Genomic DNA, 18,445 nt, shown 5'->3' on the forward strand with positions numbered 1-18,445 from the left:
GGACAGCCGCAGCATCTGGATATCCAGATCCGGCATGGCCTTCTTCGCCTCGGCCAGGAAGGCCGCGGCCTCGTCCTCCTCGTAGGCGGTGTACACCGTGATGGTTTCGGCCAGGGCAGAGCCAGCAAAGGTCAGCAGGGCCAGGGACAACGCGGTGCGGCGAAGGCTTACGAGGTAGCGCATGGTGTCTCTCCAGAGTGTTTATTGGTGTTGGCGTATGGACGAGGCAGTTATTTGAACGTAGTTTTATGAAACTTAATTTGCTCTGTTTTGTTGTTTTTAAGACATTAACGACTAGTGAGGAATTTTTTTTTGCTCGCTTGTCGCTTTTGGATAAAACTTCCGCCTTTCTATCTGGAAGCGACCAAGGCTTCAGAACGCCTACCGATCCACGGGTATTTTCCGCGAGCGATTCGGTCCTAAACCGAGGTAAACCATGCCTGCCTTTCTCCCCATGCCTTCCCAGCCAGCCGAGGCTGCCGACTCCGGCAAGAAGGCTCGGCGTCAGCAGGCGCTACTGCAATTGCTGGAAACGACCGGGTATGTCTCGGTAGAGGAGATCTCGGATAGGTTTCAGGTGACGACGCAAACGGCCCGCCGCGATATCGCCGACCTCTCGGCTACCGGGCGCGTGCGTCGTCACCATGGCGGTGTGGCCCTTGCCACGGCCATCGATGTCGTCACCTATCGTCAGCGTCGTATCGACCGGATCGAGGCCAAACGCCGGATAGCGCAACGGGTGGCCTCGGTCGTCCAGGATGGCGCGGCGATCTACCTGGATTGCGGCACGACGTGCGAGGCCATCGCGGAAGCCCTGACCCAGCGTTCGGGACTGAAGATAGTGACCTGTAATCTGCGCGCCGCCTCGCTGCTGGGCGACCAGACCGACTTCACCATTGCCGTACCCGGTGGCTTCGTCCGTAACGCCGACGGCAGCGTCTTCGGTGAGGATGCCGCGGAGTTCATCAGACGTTTCCGCTTCGATCTGTCGATCATTTCAGTGAGTGGCGTGGAGCTGGACGGACGTCTCGCCGACGATGACTACCAGGAGATGGCGCTCGCCCGCGTCGCCATCGGTATCTCCCACAAGGTGGTGTTGGCCGTGGATGCCTATAAGTTCGGGCGTAGTGGGCTTGTGGAGCTGGGTACCCTGGAGGGTGTATCCATGCTCATTACGGACGCCGTCCCACCGCAGGAGTTACTCACGGCGCTCAATGAAAACGACGTGGCGCTGCATACCTGCTGACCCTTCGCCTGCTGTTCAGGATCACCGCCGCGGCTGAGCCTGCACGGGCTCAGGCGTGCGCTGGAAATGGTCATACTGCTTGAGCTACCGCCTGCGCGAAGATGAGCGAAGTCTCTGCCTCAGCCGGTCGCCTCATTCCGTTCAAAGGAGCAGTCCATGCACGCCAAGCCCTCTCCGCTCGCCTCTCCCGTCCCCGAACTTCCTGTCCACTACATGAGAGGCGGCACCTCCACTGGGGTGGTGATCTGGGAGCCCTTGGTACCAAAGGAGGAACACCTGCGGGCGGAGTTGCTGCGGCACCTGATGGGTGTTCCCCATACCGGTCAGGCGCCGGGGAATCGGCAGATCACCGGGTTGGGACGGGGGCCGGCAACCAGCAACAAGGTGTTCCTGGCGCGTATCGAGGAGACGGCTGCGGGGCGGCGGATCGTCAGCACCCTGGCGCAACTGGCCAATGAGCATGGCGAGATCGACTGGAGCGTGAATTGCGGGAATATGTCGGCGGCCCTACCACTGTGGGCGGTGGACAGTGGGCTGATCGAGATACCGGCGAGTGGGGCTTTCGACATCGAGATCCGCAATACCAATACCGGGGTGCTCACGGTCAGCCGTATGGCAAGGGATACAGAGGGGCGCTTTGTCCTGGCGGAAATTCCAGGAGTGATGGGGGCCTTCCCCCAGGTGGATCTGTTCCTGCAGTCACCGGTGGGCAGCAAGACCGGCGCGCTGCTGCCCACCGGTGCCGTGGTGGACGAGATCGAGGGTGTCGCGGTGTCCTGCGTGGATGTGGCCGTACCCATGGTCATCATCGCCGCCGCGAGTCTGGGCAAGACCGCTCATGAACCCATCGCCGAGCTGGAAGGCGATGCCGTCTTCATGGCGCGGCTGCGGCAGCTGTGGATCGAAGCCGGACTGCGGATGCAATTGCGACGACGCGACGGGAAATTGCTGACCCGCGAGGAGCTGGCCCGTAGCGAGACCATCCCCAAGGTCTGCATCGTCGGGGCGCCGCGGCACGGCGGCCATCTCGCGGTGCGCTATTTCACGCCCCAGACCGGTCATGGCTCGATGGCGGTTTCCGGTGGCTGCTGCCTGGCGGCGGCCTGCCTGCTGCCGGGTAGCACGGCGTTTCAGGTGGCTGTGGGCGTCCCCGCCCCTACTCAAACCTATACCGATATACCGGTCAGCCTCGAGAATCCGGCCGGCCTATTGGACACCCTGGTCACCGCCCGGCAAGGCGACGCGGGGCTCGACATCCAGGCCGCAGCCTATCGGCGTAGCGCCCAGATCCTGATGCGCGGCCAGGTGCCGCTTTATGGGGCTTCGACCGAACTGACCCGGACCTTGCAGGCCCTGCTTGGCGCCGACCACTGAGCGGCTGGCCTCACCGCCCGACCTGAAGTCATCTGCTGGCGCCATCGGTGATGAAGTAGGTGGCCTGGTCGGGCGTGCGGGGTAGCTGATCGCGCTCCTGGGTAATCAAGCCCAGCTTCTTGGCCTCCTCGTAGCCCAGGCGCTTCCTGTTGCTTTCGGAGGAAAGCAGCATGGTGAGGTCGCTTGGCGATAGTTTGAGACAGCCTTTGTAGATTTCGCTGAACTTGAGGTTCTCCCGCTCCGCATCCTCGAACGCCTGTTTGGCCTGGTCAGGTTTCAAGTAGCCATTCAAGGGAACGCTAACCGCAGCGGGATGCAGGAGGAAACTCGAAAGCGGTTCGGAATAGCGGCTTGGCGCGGCGCAATAGAGCAGTGTTGCGGCAGAGTCCGTGAAAGCCGTATTGATGGCATTCACATGAAGGGGATAGCGGCGCATGAATTCATAGGCGACGTAACCCGCTTCCATGCTGCCGCCGCCGCTATTGATATAGAGATTGACGTTTTGGGTACCGGGGTACTTCGCGGAGATGTCACTCAGGGCAGCCAGTAAAGAACTGATCGAGCGATCGTTCACACCGGCATTGAAATACACCGATGCGGAAGTGGCGTTCGCAGCACTCCCCTCCCCCTTGATTACCGTCATCTCAGCGAAGGAACTGCTCATGCAAGTGCAGGCCAACAAGGCCAAGCCCCCTCGCCTCAACCCTTTGCTTGTCTTCGAACATCCGCTGCTCATGCGCGTCTCCCGGGCCGCAGGCCGTTCAACCGACCCGATTTTCACAGCCTAGGACGCTCGGCTTAAGGTCCTCTTAAGCCTAACTAGCGTGCGCCGAGGACGATCTGCTGGTCGCGGCAGCGACAGTGCTCGTTGTCGTGACCGGCGCGACAATTTCCAGGGCGCGATCTGGCGGGATGGCGGCACGACTTGCGCGTCCGTTTCCACGCCTATGATGGATGCCGCTCCACCGCAGGCGTTACTCACGGCGCTCGATGAGCACGAAGTGGCGCGGCCTACCTGCCGACCACTTCGCCGTTGGGGGGCGGCCGCCCCCGTGACGGACACCCTGGGCGAGTGTCCGTATGGCTGGAGAGGCTACTTCGGCATGAGTACGGTATCGATCACGTGGATCACCCCGTTCGACTGCATCACGTCGGCGATGGTGATGGCCGCCTTGCCGCCCTTGGCGTCGACCACCCAGAGCTTGCCGTCGTGCAGCTTGAGGGTCAGAGGTTCCCCTTGGACCGTTTTCAGCATCATCATGCCGCCATGCTTCTTGGCGTCGGCCATCAACTGCTTGGCGGTGTAGGTGCCAGCCACTACGTGGTAGGTCAGGATCTTGGTCAGGTCGGCCTTGTGCTCGGGTTTGACCAGGGTATCGACGGTGCCTGCCGGTAGCTTGGCGAAGGCTTCATTGGTCGGTGCGAAGACCGTGAACGGCCCCGGGCCGTTGAGGGTATCCACCAGGCCCGCTGCCTTGACGGCAGCAACCAACGTGGTGTGATCCTTTGAGTTGACCGCATTTTCGACGATGGTCTTGGAGGGATACATAGGTGCCCCGCCAACCATCACCGTATCGGCGGCGAAGCTGACGGAAGCGGTGGTGCAGAGCAGGACGAGACTAGCTACCGCGGCAACTCGTTGCAGAAAGGCGTGCATGGTTCATCTCCTGAGTTCTTCGACCCTCCGGATGAGGGTGATGAAGGTACGGAGAGATCCAGGAAACGGATGCATCACAGCGTAACTATTTTTCCTTGGGCGATGACCGGTCCTGTGGGAGCGCCGGTGGGGGAGCCGGTGGGGGGCTCAAGCGACACCGCCAGTACCGCGCCACGGGTGACGACCGCCGAGAGTTCTGCGGGCACCGCTAGCACCACCGCGGAATCGACCGGTAGCAAGCCCAGCGAGTGAGGTTTGCCGTCGGCGGCGATGATCCAGGCCTGGGCACTCTTGTCATGCCAACTGGCCTTGCTGGTTGGCACGAACAGAACCTGGCGCCCGTCGTCCTGCACCGTGGCGCTGAACAACAGGTTGCCGTCGCGCTGTTCCAGGCGCGCGAGCATGGTTGGCGCCTGGATCTGTAGCGGGCGCCAGGCCACGAATAGCGCCAATACCAGCGTAGCGGCCAGTGCCATGGCGGTCGTCCAGCGCCACAGAAGCGGATTGTTCCACTGCCGTGTGGGCTTGGGTGACAACTTGTCTGCCGGGAATAGCTGCTCTTGGATACCCAGCCAGACACGAGGAGGTGGCTCGACCGGGGGAAACTCCGCGAGCCAGGGGTCGAAATGGCGCTGCCAGATCGCTAGCAGCTCTCGAAGAGCAGGATCCTCACGTAGCAGCTCCTCCACCTCCACGCGCTCTTCGGCGGACAACACCCCCAGTGCGTACTCCGCGATCAGCAGCGAGTGGTCATCGTCAGGTGGAAGATCGTGATCGCTCATAATCCCAGGCACGCTCGCAGTTGTAAGAGTCCCCGCCGAATCCAGCTTTTCATCGTGCCCAGCGCGATGCTGTGTCGAGCGGCTAGCTCTGCGTAGGAGTAGCCTTCGAAGAAGGCGACGCGGATGTAGGTCTGTTGATCCTGCCCCAGGGTTTCCAGGCAACGATCTATTTGGCGACGTTGCCGATGGGCTTCAAAAGCCTCGGCAACTGACTCCTGCGCCGGCCACTCGTCAAGGCTGTCGAGCGGCTCGTGTCGATGTTGCGCCCGACGTCGATCAATGGCCTTGTGCCGCGCAATGGTCGCCAACCACGTCATAGCGCCAGACAGCGTCGGGTCGAACGTTTTCGCCTTCAACCAAACGGCGGTATAGACCTCCTGCAATACCTCCTCGGCCTCCGCGCGATTATTCAGATAGCGCAGGCAGATGCCGAACAACCTGCCCGACGTAACGCGATAAAGCGTTTCGAAGGCCAGCCGGTTTCCTTGGCCGCAGGCTTGCAACAAGACCCCTAGAGCAACGGATTCAGCGCTCACTTCGGCGCTGGCGGAGGCTGTCGATCTGATCGTCAAGGAAGCTTTCCGACAAGGTTGGCAGGAACTGTAGTCTGCTTTTCTCTATGCCGCTTGCACAGTCGGCTACGCGTTTTTTTAGCGCTGCCGCTCACCGCTGTCGACGGTACAGCCCCCTCTTCCACTGCCCGGCCAAGACCTTCTATAGTGAGCGCCATAGGATAGGGGGGTATGCTATGTCACACATGAAAGCCAGCAAGGACGACCTGCTCAAGCGGGTGAAGCGGATCGCCGGTCAGGTACAGGCCATCGAGCGGGCGTTGGAGGAGGAAGCCGACTGCGCCAAGACCCTGCACCTGGTGGCGGCGACCCGCGGCGCCCTGAATGGGCTGCTCGAGGAGATCGTCGAAGAGCATGCGCGGGAGCATGTCGCCCATCCCGCGCTGACGGATCAGGAGCGGGCCGAAGGGGTGGAGCAGCTGCTCGAAGCCATTCGCCGCTATGGCAAGTGAGGTGCAGATGAACAGCCTGGAGCATAGTCACAACTTCCTGGGTGCCGACCATGATCGCAACGCCCGCCGTACGCTCGGGGTGGTAGCTCTGACCCTGGTGATGATGGTGGGCGAGATCGTCGCCGGCTATCTGACCGGTTCCATGGCGTTGCTGGCCGACGGTTTCCACATGGCGACCCATGCGGGCGCCCTGAGCATCGCTGCCGCGGCCTACGCCTTCGCCCGGCGCCATGCGGAAGATGGGGCCTTTAGTTTCGGCACCGGCAAGGTGGGCGATCTCGGGGGCTTTGCCTCGGCGCTGATCCTGGGTCTCGTCGCGCTGGGCATCGGTGTCGAGTCGGTGATCCGGCTGTTCGAGCCGATCCAGGTGCAATTCGGCATGGCCACCCTGGTTGCCATCATCGGCCTCATCGTCAACGTGATCAGCGCCCTGCTGCTGATGGGCGGCTCGGGACAGGCGCATGGACACGGCCATCACCACCATCATGATCATTCTCACGGTCACAGCCATGGCCATGGCGAAGACAACAACCTGAGATCGGCCTATTTCCACGTGCTGGCGGATGCCGTGACCTCGGTGCTGGCCATCGTCGCCCTGCTGGCTGGCAAGCTGCTCGGCTGGGTCTGGCTGGACCCGGTGATGGGCATCGTCGGCGCCCTGGTGATCGCTCGCTGGGCCTGGCTACTGCTCAAGGATACCGCCGCGGTGCTAGTGGATCGGACCGACGCCCACGTCGCCGATGAAATCCGCGAACTGCTCGCCGACCGCGACCAACTGGTGATCACCGACCTGCACGTCTGGCGCGTAGGGCCCGAAGCCCGCGCCGCCATCGTCAGCGTGAGCGGTCCGGCGGAGCAGGATGCCGATGACATTCGTCGCCGCTTGCAGCCGGTGCACGAGGTCACGCACCTGACGGTCGAGTACCGGATCGCCTGAAGCGTCGGGCGCTGGGCGGAGCGCGCCGGTCAGCTCGATGGCGCGGTCTGGGCGCCCTCCCTCTCGAATTCGGCGAAATACTGCTCCGCCATGGCGCGCAGCGAGCGGCCGATGTTGGCGTATTCGTATTCGTTGAGATTGGCGAGCGAGACCCGCGCCGCCGGTTGCTGGGTGCCGAAGCCCTTGCCGGGCAGGAGCACGATGCCGGTTTCCTTGGCGATGCGGAACAGCAGGTCGCCGCTGCTGAACTTGGCCTTCACCCAGGTGGCGAAGGCATCGCCATGGAGTTTGCGTGCCAGATCTTCGAGATCCAGCAGGGTGTAGTAGTCGACGGCGTTGGGATCGTTCTCGGGGGCGACGCCCAGTTCGCGATAGAGCGCGGCTTCGCGGCGGCGCACCAGTTTCTTCAGCTCGGCCTTGTAGCCATCGCTCTCGTCCATCAGGGCGAACAGGGAGAACAGCACCATCTGCACCTGTTGCGGAGTGGAGAGCCCAGCGGTGTGGTTGAGCGCCACGGTGCGGCTGTCGGCCACCAGGCGGTCGAGGAACTTGAGGCTGCGCACGTCGGGCAGCAGGGTGCCGTAGCGGCGGTCCAGCGCTGCCTTCGTTGCTTCCGGCAAATCGGCCAGGGCCTGGTCGAAGACGCTGTCCTTGTGCGCGCCTATTAACCCCAGCCGCCAGCCGGTGGCGCCGAAGTACTTGGAGAAGGAATACACCAGCAGGGTGTTGCGTGGGCAGGTGGCGAACAGCGAGCGGAAGTCGTCGGCGAAGGTGCCATAGACGTCATCGGTGAGGATGAAGAGGTCCGGGCGCGCCTCGGCGACGATGCGGGCGACGGTGGTGAGGCTGCGGTCGTCCATCTTCACCGAGGCCGGATTGCTGGGGTTGATGCAGAAGAAGATCTTGATCGCCGGATCGCGTAGCTTGTCCAGTTCGCTGTCGGGGTACTGCCAGTTGGCCTGGGGATCGGCATGGATGTGCACCTGCTCCAGGCCGAATTCCTCCAGCTCCGGGATCTCGATGTAGGGGGTGAAGGCCGGCATGCCGATGGCCACCTTGTCGCCCCGGCTGACCAGGCCGTTCTGCTGCAGGGAATGGAAGATGTAGGTCATGGCCGCCGTGCCCCCTTCCACGGCGAAGAGGTCGACGGAGCCCGCCGGCACGTAGCCGCCGATCATCTCCTTGACGATGTAGTGGCTGACCACCTGCTCGGAGACCTTGAGCATGCGCGGTGGCACCGGGTAGTTGGCGCCGAGGATGCCCTCCACCATCTCGTGCAGGAAGGCCGAGGCCGATAGGCCCAGTTGGTCGCGCACATAGCTCAGGCTCCTGGCCAGGAACAAAACGCCGGGCTGGTCGCGGTGTTCGGCGGTGTAGCGTTCGAAGCGGGCCTCGATGCCATCGATCTGCGGCAGCCCGCCGACCCCATGGGGCATGTAGGAATAGGACAGCTCGGCCTCGCTGGTGGCGAACAGCCCGAGGCGGAAGAAGGCTCGCCGCGGCAGGGTCGCCAGGAAGTTGGGGTTGCCGCGCCCGGCATTGAGCATCAGGCGGTTTTCGCTGCCCGAGGCGAGCTTGATTAGTTCGTCCTTGAGTTCGAACGGACTCAGCTTGGCGTATTGGGCGTAATCGTCTTGGGCGTCGCTCATGACTTGCCTCCTTCGTTAGGCGAAGGCCACCACCAGTGGCCCGAGCAGGGTGAGAAACACATTGGCCAGGGCGTAGGTGACGGCGAAGGGCACCGTGGGGATGGAATTGCCGGCCTTGTCCAGCACCTCGCCGAAGGCCGGGTTGGCACTGCGCGCGCCGGCGACGGCCCCGGCGAACAGCGCCAGGTTGCGATAGCGCAGCAGGTAGCGGCCGACGAGGATGGTGATGACGATGGGAACCACGCAGATCACTACCCCGATCAGGAAGATGGACAGGCCCTGGGTGGCGATGGTCTCCACCGCCTGCCGCCCGGATTGCAGCCCCACTACCGCCACGAAGCCGGCCAGGCCGAGGTCGCGCAGCAGGGTCGAGGCCGGTAGCGGCAGGTTGCCGCGGGTCAGGTGGCGACTGCGGTACCAGCCGAACACCAGACCGGCGATCAGTGCCCCGCCGCCACTGCCCAGGGTCAGGGGGATGGCGCCCAGGCGGATCACGATCAGGCCGATGAGCAGGCCCACCGCCAGGCCGAAGCCATGGAAGACGAAGTCGGTCTTGTCGCTGGGGACGACGAGGGAGCCGACCTGCTGGGCGACTCTCTGGATGTCGTCCGGGGTGCCATAGAGGGTGACCAGGTCGCCCGCCGCGATGACGGTTTCGGGCTCCAGCGCCAGCGGCCGCCCGCCGCGTTTCACTCCGACCACGTAGACGCCGTGGCGCAGGGCCTGGTTGGCGGCCTGGCGGATCTCGGCCACGCTGCGGCCGATGAAAGCGGGGTTGTCGAGGGTGACGTCGCGTTGCACCACCACCACGTCCATATCGGGCGAGGACTGCAATTCGGCGCCCAGGCGCGCGGCGATGGCTACCACCCCGGCACGCCGCCCCACCACCAGCACCACGTCGCCGGCCTCCAGTACCGTCGTCGGGGTCACCCCGACCAGGGCGCCGCCACGCTTGATGCGCTCGATGGTCAGGGCCGCCTGGGGATCACCCTGGCCGCTGACCTCCAGTTGCGCCACGGTCTGGCCAGCCGCCTGGTCGATGCGATAGAGGCGCCCTACCAGCGGCGGGATGGCCGGTAATTCACCCGGCCCATAGACCTTGGCGCCGGCCAGCAACTCGGCCTCGGCCTGGGTCGCATCGTCGCGGATACTGCGCTGCATGAACCAGGGCAGCACATTGACGCAGAGGATGATGGCGCCGAAGGACCCGAAGATGTAGGTCACGGCATAGCCCACGGCGACGTTGCCCTGCAGCAGCTGGATCTGTTCCAGCGGCAGGTCGAGCTTGGCGATGGCCGCGCTGGCGGTGCCGATGATGGCAGACTGGGTCATGGAGCCGGCGGCGATCCCCGCGGCGATGCCCTTGTCAAGGCCGAACAGCCGGGCGCAGGCGATGATGGTCAGGAGACCGCTGAGCGCCATCACCGCCGCCAGGACGATCTCGCGCAGCGACTGCCGCCCAAGGGAGCGAAAGAACTGCGGCCCGCTCTCGAAGCCGACGGCATAGATGAACAGCGCGAAGAGCACCGACTTGATGCCGTTGTCGATGCTGATGCCGACCTGGCTGATGACCACCGCCACCAGCAGCGAGCCGGCGACGCCGCCCAATTGGAATTTGCCGAACTGGATACTTCCCACCCAGTAACCGATGGCCAAGGAGAGGAACAGGGCCAGTTCCGGGGCCTGATTCAAGATCTGGTGGACGTATTCCATGGGGCTACCTTCGACCGGGAGCTGAAAGCGGAAGAAGGTGAAGCGGGCGTCTGGCCTGACACTTGAGCTGCCGGGAGAACCACGTTCCACCTGGTACGCTGCCTGTGCCCTGCAGGATGTTCCTGACCACGAGGGCGGCCTGCCGGAAATAGTCATGTCATAAGAAGACATAACTCAGCAGGGCCCAAGGAACCTAAGCACAGCATTCCAGAGCTGTCAAAAGCGCAGCCGTGGCGAATTCGGACCGTGCACAGGGGGCTTTCAGCCCTGGAATCCGGACACCAAGGGCGTCTCTCGGCCGTAGTCGATAAGGGCCCGAGCGCCCGCTGTCACTCGGATTGCGCCGGCTCGAGGCAGGTCGTCGCGGCGGCGCTCCTTACCTGCTTGAACAGCCCGGTACAGAGGCGGTCCGCTCGTCGGGTTCCACCTCATGACGCCTGAGAGCGGCATGGCCGGCCTTTCGGTCCTGGCTATCGCTAGCAACCGCCTCGCCCTAGAGCTGCATCCCTACCGCCAGCCGGTTGAAGGCATTCATCAGCGCTGCCGCCAGGGTCAGGTCGGAGATCTCGGCGTCGCTGAAGTGCGCCTTGAGCGGTTCGTAGAGAGCATCGGGCGCGCCCTTTTCGGCGACTGAGGTCAGGGTCTCGGCCCACTCCAGGGCAGCGCGTTCGCGAGCGTCGAACAGCTCGCTGAGACGCCAGCCGGCCAGGCGGTCGAGCTTGGCCTGGGCGACGCCCTGCTCACGCAGGGTATGCGCATGCTTGCCCAGGCAGAAGGCGCAGCCATTGATCTGGGAAATGCGCAGATAGACCAGTTCTACCAGCTCCAGGCCAAGGGGACTGTGCGCCAACGCCTGGCTGGTAGCGATCAGCCCCTGGTAGGCAACGGGCGACAGGGTGGAAAACGGCAAGCGTAGTTGGCTCACGGGCTACTCCAGAGTGGTTGGTGAAAGATGCGCCTGTGGGCGTTCGGCGAAAGGCAGCGCGCGGGTGCTCGGGCCTCGGCGCAAGGCGAGCGGTCTGCGTGAATGGAGGCCACACTTTAGGCGGTCGATGACCTAGGCTATAGGGCCAAGAAAGAGCTAAAAGACTAGGCCATGATCCTGACCGCCGCCCTCGATGCCCACCTCGCCCTGCCCCTCTACCGGCAGCTGTACCTGCGCTTTCGCCAGGCGCTGGACCAGGGCCGGCTGCGCCCCGGGGACCGGGTGCCGGCGGTGCGCGCGCTGGCAGCGGAGTTGAACGTGGCCCGGGGCACGGTAGAGGCCGCCTATCAGCAGCTGATCGCCGAGGGCTTTCTGATTTCCCGTGGCCCGGCAGGCACCTTCGTCTCGCCGCAATGGAACCGGTCGGCGCCTAGCGGGGCGATCACCTCGCCGCCTGCCCCGGTCGAGGCGATCCACGCCGGCGGTCCACCCCTGCCTTTGCAATTGGGCTTGCCGGCGCTGGATGCCTTTCCGCGCAAACTCTGGACCCGCCTGGCCGCGCGGCAATTGCGCGGTGCCGGGCTGGAGGGGCTGGTCTATCCCGCTGCCCGCGGTCATGCCGGCCTGCGCGCCGCCATCGCCACCTACCTGGGGCTGGCGCGCGGCATCGCCTGCAGTCCCGAGCAGGTGTTCGTCTGCGCCGGCTATCGTGCGGGGCTGGATCTGATCGTCCAAACGCTGCTGGCGCCCGGCGATGCCTGCTGGTTCGAGGAGCCGGGCTACTTCATCGCCCGCCGCGCCCTGCAGGCGGCAGGCCTGGCGTTGATCCCGGTACCGGTGGATGGCGAGGGGCTGGACGTCGCCGCTGGCCTGGCCCAGGCCCCCCATGCCCGCTGTGCGCTGGTCACCCCGAGTCACCAGAGTCCGTTGGGTGTGTCGCTGTCCCTACACCGGCGCCTGGCACTGCTGGACTGGGCGCAGCGCGAAGACGCCTGGATCATCGAGGACGACTACGACAGCGAGTATCGCTATCAGGGCAAGCCGTTGCCGGCGCTGAAGAGCCTGGATGAGCAGGGCCGGGTACTCTACGCCGGCACCTTCAGCAAGGTGCTGTTTCCCGGGCTGCGCCTGGCCTATCTGGTGGTCCCGCCGGCCCAGGTGGCGGCCTTCGCCGCCAGCGCCGACCGCCTGCACAACCACGCGCCCCTCTTGCTGCAAGCCACGGTGACGAGCTTTCTCAGCGAAGGTCACTTCGCCCGCCATCTGAATCGAATGCGTACCCTCTATCGGCAACGCCGCCAGTGGCTGGCCGAGGCCCTGGCGACCGCCTTGGGCGCAGGGGTACGGATCGAACTCCAGGCCGGCGGCCTGCATCTGCTGGCCCGGCTGGCACAGGGCGACGACCAGGCCTGGGCCGATGCCGCCCAGGCCGAGGGGCTAGCGGCACAGGCACTGTCGCGCTGGTATCTGGCAGAGCCAGAGCAGCGGGGGTTGCTGGTGGGGTTCACCAATGTGGCCAGTAACGACGAGGCGCTGGCCTTGGCCAGGCGGCTGGCACAGCTGAAGCCCTGATCCGCCTTGCTTGGCGTTGCCAGGTGGCGTCATGGCTACCTACCGCTCATCCCTTCAAGACAACCATCGATCGCCGTCCGCTCTGGCACGGCGGTTATGGGATGCATTGCGCATCAAGCGTTGGACAAGGCTTCGCTGCACGCCCTGCCCTGGCTTGCGCTCAGTTACCGCAAAAATGCCTATTGCGTCACATAAAACTTTTTCCAGGCAACCCTCTCAAAAAACGGGTTCTGCGGCTCTAGCAGCATCCGCTGGCTAGACGTCGCCTTCATCACCACCCTTTACCTCGATCACGCCTGGACCGCTGATAGGACAAAGACGCTCTCGCGAGCCGAATTTGCCAGGGAGCCCTGTGCTTGCCTTGTCCGTCGGTTTGGGGCAGCCCGCACCGTCACACCGCCATCGCGCAAGGATTTCCATGCTGAACCGCCTGAACATATCGAAAAAACTCAACCTCGGCTTCGGTGCGATCCTGGTCATCATCCTGGCGCTGATCCTGGCGGCGAGCCAGGGCTTCAGCCAGGTCAACTCGGCAGTCAAGCAGAACATCCATTCCTACCATGTGTTGCAGGATGCCGACGCCGCCCTGCTGGCGCTGGTCAACATGGAGACCGGCATGCGCGGCTTCGCCCTGACCGGCAAGGAGGAGTTCCTTGCTCCCCTGAACCAGGGGGATCGCGATTTCGCCGAGCAGGTGCAAGAGCTGATCCAGCTCACCCGTGACAATCCCGCGCAACAGAGCGATCTGAACCAGCTGGCGGCAGCCAAGACGCAGTGGAACAGTGAGTCGGTACAGCAGATCCTCGCCCTGCGCCGGCAGGTCAATGCCGGCAGCCTACCGCTGGACGCCCTCACCGCGCGCATCGCGACGGCCCAGGACAAGGGCAAGATGGATGCCATGCGCAGCCTGCTGGCGCAGATCAAGACCCGTGAGAACCAGCTGCTGGAAAACCGCACCCAGACGATGCAGGACGCCAAGCAGGACGCCATGGTGATCCTGATCAGCGGGGGCATTCTCGCCGCCCTGCTGGCGCTGGGCATCGCCTGGTCGCTGTCGCGCACCATCATTGGCCGGCTGAACCAGGCCATCGCCGTGGCCCGCAATATCGCCGACGGGCGCCTGGATTCGCCGATTCCGGCAGGCGGGCAGGATGAGGTGGGCCAGTTGCTGGGTGCCTTCGGCCTGATGCAGGAAAAGCTGCGGGAGATGATCCAGCGCATCAAGCAGGGTACCGATCAACTGGTCGCCGCCTCCCACAGTATTTCCGCCAACTCGCAGCAACTCTCCGCTGCCGCCCAGGAGCAATCCAGCGCTGCCTCCAGCATGGCCGCCACGGTGGAGGAACTGACCGTGAGCATCAACCATGTGTCGGACAACGCCCACGAAGCCCACGACCTGTCCAGCCAGTCCGGCCGCCTGGCGCAGGACGGCGGCAAGACCATCCAGGCGTCGGTGGACAGCATGAGATCCATCGCCGGCACCGTGCAGTCCTCGGCCGAACGCATCGGCGAATTGGGTGAACATTCCGAGCATGTCTCGTCCATCGTCAGCGTGATCAAGGGTATCGCCGACCAGACCAACCTGCTGGCGCTCAATGCCGCCATCGAGGCGGCCCGGGCCGGCGAACAGGGTCGCGGCTTCGCCGTGGTGGCCGACGAGGTGCGCCAACTGGCGCAACGCACCGCCAACTCCACCCAGGAAATCGCCGCCATGATCGAGAAGATCCAGGCCGCCACCCATGCGGCCATGGCCGACATGGACGTGGGCGTGCGTCAGGTCAGTAGCGGCGTTGACCTGGCCAACCAGGCCGGCGAGGCGGTGGTCAGCATCAATACCTCTTCGGACAATGTGGTCCGGGTGGTCAACCAGATCTCCCTGGCCCTGCGTGAGCAGACCGCCGCCAGCCAGGACGTGGCCCGCACCGTGGAACGCATCGCCCAGATGGCCCAGCAGAATAGCGAGGCCATCGGTGAGACGGTGCAGACCGCCGTCTCGCTCGATGCCCTGGCCAAGGACCTGAATCGGCAGATCGGGCAGTTCCAATGCTGAGACGCAAGGCACGGCGGCGGCCCTCGCCGTGCCAGCCACAGCGACGATCAAGGCAGACAACCTAGAAACCACTAGCCAGGATTCCGCGCCAAAGAGAGGAAACGACGGAAACCACGGCAACTCGTGACTGGACCTTAGAGCCTGCTCAAAATCGCGCGAGCTAGAGCCAAACAAGGCCTAGGCGGCCCCACGAAAATGGCTGAGGAAGCGGATCGGACTCGCGAACGACCGGGCTCGCGAACGAGTTTACGAGTGGTAAATGAGCATTGCGACGGGGCCGCCCAGGCGGGGCTGGCCACCCAGGGCATTTTCAACGCGGTTTGGCCGACGCGCAGCAGATTTTGAACAGGCTCTTAGACATTAGTCGGAAAACTCCAGCTGCCTATAAAGCTTTGAAAACAGGTAGCGATAAGGAGGTTGAAGCAAAGCTCAACCTCCCCGCGGAGTACCCATGCTGTCCAACCTGTCCATTTCCAAGAAGCTGCTGGCCGGCTTCGGCTTGATCATCGCCATCATCTGCCTGCTGGTGCTGGTCGCCCGCCACGGCTTTTCCAAGGTCGACGAATCCGTCAATTGGAACATCCACACCTACCAGACCCTGGACGGCGCCAACGAGTTGTTGATCAACCTCACCAACATCGAGACCGGCATGCGCGGCTTCGCGCTCAGTGGCCAGGACGACTTCCTCGCCCCCTACAACGCCGGCCGTAGCGCCTTTGAAGCCTCCTGGAAGCAGCTCAAGGCGCTGACCGCGGACAATGCCACCCAGCAGGCGCGCCTGGACGATCTGGATGCGCTCAAGCAGCGTTGGTTGAGCGAGGACATCGAAAGATTCATCGAACTGCGGCGGGCCATCGTCCAGGGTGTCGCCAGCATGGAGGAGCTGATCAAGCGCATCGTGGATCGCCAGGACAAGGCCAAGATGGATCGCATGCGGCAGATCATCGAGGACTTCAGTCAAGACGAAGCCAAGCTGCTGGGCGTACGGACCGCGGCCATGCAGGCAGCGGAACACAATGCCCTCTGGACGCTGAGCGGCGGTGGCATCCTGGCGGCGATCATGGCCCTGGTCATCGCCCTGGGATTGTCACGTTCCATCAAGCGCCGTCTGAACGCGGCGATCGCCTTCGCCCAGTCGATCGCCGCCGGACGTCTGGACCTCGCCATCCAGGACAGCGGTAGCGACGAGATCGGCAGCCTGCTCAAGGCCTTCGGCGCCATGCAGCAGCGCTTGCGCGAAATGATCGTCGAGATCAAGGACGGGACCGCCCGGCTGCTCGACGCGGCCAATGACATCTCCAATACCTCGGAGCGGCTGGCCACGGCCGCGCGCGATCAGTCGGCGTCGGCGGCCTCCATGGCCGCGACGGTCGAAGAACTGACGGTGAGCATCGGCCATGTGTCGACCAACGCCAGCGAAGCCCACGGCATTTCCACGGAGTCCGGGCAGCGCTCCCTCGAGGGCGGCAAGGTGATCCGCCGCACCCTGGACAGCATGACCGAGATCGCCGGTACGGTGCAGAACTCCGCCGAACAGATCGCGGAACTGGACCGCCATGCCGAGCAGATCACCTCGATCGTCAACGTCATCAGCGAGATCGCCGAACAGACCAACCTGCTCGCGCTGAACGCCGCCATCGAAGCGGCCCGGGCCGGGGATCAGGGTCGTGGCTTCGCTGTGGTGGCCGACGAGGTCCGCCTGCTGGCGCAGCGCACCGGCACCTCCACCCAGGAGATCGGCGACATGATCAAGAAGATTCAGACCAGTACCCAAGAGGCCGTCAGCAGCATGAATGTCGGCGTGAGCCAGGTGAAACAGGGGGTGGAACTGGCCGGCTCGGCCAGCCAGGCGATCGACGAGATTCGCGAGGGCGCGGATCGGATCATCTCGGTGGTCGACCAGATCTCCCTGTCGCTGCGCGAGCAATCCGTGGCCAGCCAGGACGTGGCGCGCAGCGTCGAGCGCATCGCCCAGATGGCCGAGACCAACAGCCATTCCAGCCAGGCGGCGTCGCGCAATGCGCTGGATATCCAGCAACTGGCGCGGGCGCTCGATCGCCAGGTGGCCCAATTCCAGCTGTAAGTCGCCGTATCGGCGGAGCCCTCCCCGCAAGGGACTCCGCCTGCGATGCTCTAGGATGCACCTAGTGACGGATCTGCCCAGCGGCAGCGACCTGGAAACAGTTTGAAACATTGCCCCTAGCGAAGCGGTCAGAAGGACTTCTCCTTCTGGCGCTGACCCGCATGACCACTCCTCGCCCCGCCGATCGCCTGCCCCGCCTCAATCAGTTGCGCAATCTGAAGATGGCCCGTTCCGCCCACGCCTATGTGCGTGGCAGCACGGTGCAGTTCTACGAGTGGCTGCACAGCCAGCCAGGGCGCAGCCTGCCCAATGGGCCGGCGGTGTGGATCTGCGGGGACTGCCACGCCGGTAACCTGGGGCCTACCGGGGATCTCAAGGGCGCCACCGACGTCAACATTCGCGACCTGGACCAGACCGTGGTCGGCAATCCGGCCCATGACCTGGTGCGCCTGGCGCTGTCGCTGGCTACCGCGGCGCGCGGCTCCGACCTGCCGGGAGTGACCACCGCGCGAATGCTGGAAGAGATGATGCGCGGCTACGAGATCGCCTTCGAGGATGACCTCGAACGCGAGGTACCGCGGCCCGCCCAGGTCAAGGCCGGCATGCGCAGCGCGGTGCAACGCACCTGGAAGCACCTGGCCAAGGAGCGCATGGAACATACCCGACCCAAGCTGCCACTGGGCAAGCATTTCTGGCAGCTGAGCAAGGACGAACGCAAGGCCATTGCCGAGCTGTGCGAGACACCCGGGATCCATGCCCTGGTGACCTCGCTCAAGGGCCGCAGCCACGACAGCCGCGTTGAGCTGCTCGACAGCGCTTACTGGGTCAAGGGCTGCAGCTCCCTGGGCCTGCGGCGCTATGCCGTGCTGCTGGGCGTGGACGATGGCGACGACCAGGACTATTGCCTGATCGACATCAAGCAGGCCATCGCCGCCGCCGCGCCCCGTGCCGCCCACGCCGCCATGCCCAAGGACAATGGCAAGCGGGTAGTCGACGGGGCGCGCCACCTCTCGCCAGCGCTGGGCAATCGCATGCTGGCGGTGCGGCTGCTGGACCACTCCTTTTTCATCCGCGAACTCCTGCCCCAGGATCTCAAGCTGGAGCTGGACGAACTCAGCGCCCGCGAGGCCATGGGCGCGGCGGCCTACCTGGCGCGGGTGGTGGGTCGTGCCCACGCCCGGCAGATGGATCTGGCCACCCGGGTGGAGTGGATGAGCGATCTGCAGCGCAACCGCACCCGTACCCTGGACGCCCCCTCCTGGCTATGGAGCAGCGTGGTGCAACTGGTGGGCGCCCACGAAATGGGCTACCTGGAGCATTGCCGGCGCTATGCGCTGGAGCATGCGCAGGACTGACATCGTCGGCGCGGCGCGGGAAGGGCACTGGTGGCTTTTTGGTAAGGTCTCACCCCTACGCCCGTCATAAGTGACCCA

At 64.4% G+C, this 18,445-nt stretch carries 15 protein-coding genes and 2 pseudogenes; 9 read left to right on the plus strand and 8 right to left on the minus strand.

Translation table 11 applies throughout. The features are described from left to right. Positions 1-183: hypothetical protein (locus FAZ11_RS23825; protein WP_241667495.1), on the minus strand; the 183-nt coding region annotated here is incomplete at its 3' end. A 253-nt stretch (positions 184-436) separates the two neighbouring features. Here FAZ11_RS23825 and FAZ11_RS23830 point away from each other — a divergent pair. Both FAZ11_RS23830 and FAZ11_RS23835 read left to right on the plus strand, forming a co-directional pair. After that, complete coding sequence (locus tag FAZ11_RS23830) at positions 437-1,246, plus strand: DeoR/GlpR family DNA-binding transcription regulator (RefSeq protein ID WP_204957152.1); 810 nt, start codon at positions 437-439, stop codon at positions 1,244-1,246. Positions 1,247-1,402: 156 nt separating this feature from the next. Beyond that, entirely contained in the window at positions 1,403-2,620 is a 1,218-nt protein-coding gene (locus FAZ11_RS23835) for a PrpF domain-containing protein (protein ID WP_204957150.1), read from the plus strand. A 28-nt stretch (positions 2,621-2,648) separates the two neighbouring features. Here the strand turns inward: FAZ11_RS23835 and FAZ11_RS23840 are convergent, their stop codons facing one another. From FAZ11_RS23840 to FAZ11_RS23855, 4 genes are all read right to left on the minus strand, one after another. Then, positions 2,649-3,284 (minus strand): ATP-dependent Clp protease proteolytic subunit, encoded by a 636-nt coding sequence (locus tag FAZ11_RS23840; protein WP_158295295.1) that lies wholly within the window; start codon positions 3,282-3,284, stop codon positions 2,649-2,651. Between the two features lie 429 nt (positions 3,285-3,713). Further along, entirely contained in the window at positions 3,714-4,277 is a 564-nt protein-coding gene (locus FAZ11_RS23845) for a fasciclin domain-containing protein (RefSeq protein WP_137279624.1), read from the minus strand. Positions 4,278-4,351: 74 nt separating this feature from the next. Then, positions 4,352-5,059: an anti-sigma factor gene (locus FAZ11_RS23850; RefSeq protein ID WP_137279623.1), complete on the minus strand. Its 708-nt coding sequence runs from the start codon at positions 5,057-5,059 to the stop codon at positions 4,352-4,354. Continuing rightward, on the minus strand, positions 5,056-5,631 hold the full coding sequence (locus FAZ11_RS23855) for a sigma-70 family RNA polymerase sigma factor (protein ID WP_204957148.1): 576 nt from the start codon (positions 5,629-5,631) through the stop codon (positions 5,056-5,058). Before FAZ11_RS23855 ends, FAZ11_RS23850 begins: the two co-directional genes overlap by 4 nt. Positions 5,632-5,807: 176 nt before the next feature. On the opposite strand from FAZ11_RS23855, the gene FAZ11_RS23860 reads away from it, so the two are divergent. Beyond that, positions 5,808-6,083 carry a metal/formaldehyde-sensitive transcriptional repressor gene (locus tag FAZ11_RS23860; RefSeq protein WP_058764738.1) on the plus strand — a complete coding sequence of 92 codons (276 nt, stop codon included), beginning with the start codon at positions 5,808-5,810 and terminating at the stop codon, positions 6,081-6,083. A gap of 7 nt (positions 6,084-6,090) precedes the next feature. Then, the gene (gene dmeF, locus FAZ11_RS23865; RefSeq protein WP_058764739.1) at positions 6,091-7,020 is read left to right on the plus strand and encodes a CDF family Co(II)/Ni(II) efflux transporter DmeF; all 930 of its coding nucleotides are present in this window, start codon (positions 6,091-6,093) and stop codon (positions 7,018-7,020) included. 29 nt (positions 7,021-7,049) lie between these two features. On the opposite strand, the gene FAZ11_RS23870 is transcribed toward dmeF, so the two are convergent. From FAZ11_RS23870 to FAZ11_RS23880, 3 genes are all read right to left on the minus strand, one after another. Then, positions 7,050-8,669: a bifunctional aspartate transaminase/aspartate 4-decarboxylase gene (locus FAZ11_RS23870; RefSeq protein WP_058774245.1), complete on the minus strand. Its 1,620-nt coding sequence runs from the start codon at positions 8,667-8,669 to the stop codon at positions 7,050-7,052. A gap of 15 nt (positions 8,670-8,684) precedes the next feature. Beyond that, positions 8,685-10,382 (minus strand): aspartate-alanine antiporter, encoded by a 1,698-nt coding sequence (gene aspT, locus FAZ11_RS23875; RefSeq protein ID WP_058774244.1) that lies wholly within the window; start codon positions 10,380-10,382, stop codon positions 8,685-8,687. Positions 10,383-10,875: 493 nt separating this feature from the next. Continuing rightward, positions 10,876-11,307: a carboxymuconolactone decarboxylase family protein gene (locus FAZ11_RS23880; RefSeq protein WP_058774243.1), complete on the minus strand. Its 432-nt coding sequence runs from the start codon at positions 11,305-11,307 to the stop codon at positions 10,876-10,878. A gap of 171 nt (positions 11,308-11,478) precedes the next feature. Between FAZ11_RS23880 and pdxR the strand changes: the two genes are divergently transcribed. The 5 genes and pseudogenes from pdxR to FAZ11_RS23900 all read left to right on the plus strand — a co-directional run bounded on the left by pdxR (position 11,479) and on the right by FAZ11_RS23900 (position 18,367). After that, the gene (pdxR, locus tag FAZ11_RS23885) at positions 11,479-12,879 is read left to right on the plus strand and encodes a MocR-like pyridoxine biosynthesis transcription factor PdxR (RefSeq protein WP_058774242.1); all 1,401 of its coding nucleotides are present in this window, start codon (positions 11,479-11,481) and stop codon (positions 12,877-12,879) included. A gap of 418 nt (positions 12,880-13,297) precedes the next feature. Next, positions 13,298-14,074, plus strand: a pseudogene (locus FAZ11_RS25745) (CHASE3 domain-containing protein); the annotation flags it as partial. A gap of 258 nt (positions 14,075-14,332) precedes the next feature. After that, positions 14,333-14,929: pseudogene (locus FAZ11_RS25750) on the plus strand (methyl-accepting chemotaxis protein); the annotation flags it as partial. A gap of 451 nt (positions 14,930-15,380) precedes the next feature. Beyond that, positions 15,381-17,012: a methyl-accepting chemotaxis protein gene (locus tag FAZ11_RS23895; protein ID WP_058774240.1), complete on the plus strand. Its 1,632-nt coding sequence runs from the start codon at positions 15,381-15,383 to the stop codon at positions 17,010-17,012. Between the two features lie 161 nt (positions 17,013-17,173). Further along, on the plus strand, positions 17,174-18,367 hold the full coding sequence (locus FAZ11_RS23900; protein ID WP_058764752.1) for a DUF2252 domain-containing protein: 1,194 nt from the start codon (positions 17,174-17,176) through the stop codon (positions 18,365-18,367). Positions 18,368-18,445: the final 78 nt, after the last annotated feature.

The organism is Pseudomonas rhizoryzae (assembly GCF_005250615.1).
Taxonomy (GTDB): domain Bacteria; phylum Pseudomonadota; class Gammaproteobacteria; order Pseudomonadales; family Pseudomonadaceae; genus Chryseomonas; species Chryseomonas rhizoryzae.